The organism is Psychrobacter sp. TB20-MNA-CIBAN-0197 (assembly GCF_040309765.1).
Classification (GTDB): Bacteria; Pseudomonadota; Gammaproteobacteria; order Pseudomonadales; family Moraxellaceae; genus Psychrobacter; species Psychrobacter submarinus.
The window spans coordinates 1-243 of record NZ_JBEOPC010001234.1 but is presented as its reverse complement, the minus strand read 5'-3'; the positions used below and the strand labels follow the sequence as shown (position 1 = coordinate 243).

1 protein-coding gene is annotated in these 243 nt (G+C 68.3%); it reads left to right on the top strand.

The features are described from left to right. Nucleotides 1-243, top strand: a 243-nt coding sequence (locus AAEY83_RS17895; protein WP_351061372.1) for a hypothetical protein, incomplete at both ends; no start/stop codon positions are given.

Genomic DNA, 243 nt, shown 5'->3' with positions numbered 1-243 from the left:
ATCGTGGCTGTCGGCAGTACGGGCCGCGTGGGCAGTGACGGGAAGCTGCAACTGACCGGTGGCGGAGACCTGGATATTCGTCTGGGCGGTGTCCTTAATCCGTCTCTGCAGGCACGTGCCGGCCTGGCGGGTACCGGCACGCCGACGCACGACTTGCAGGGCGCGCTCATCAACCTGCGCGGTGCGGCGCAACTGACGGGCGCCGCGTTGGGCGGTATCAATCTGCAGTACGGCGCCTCGGCG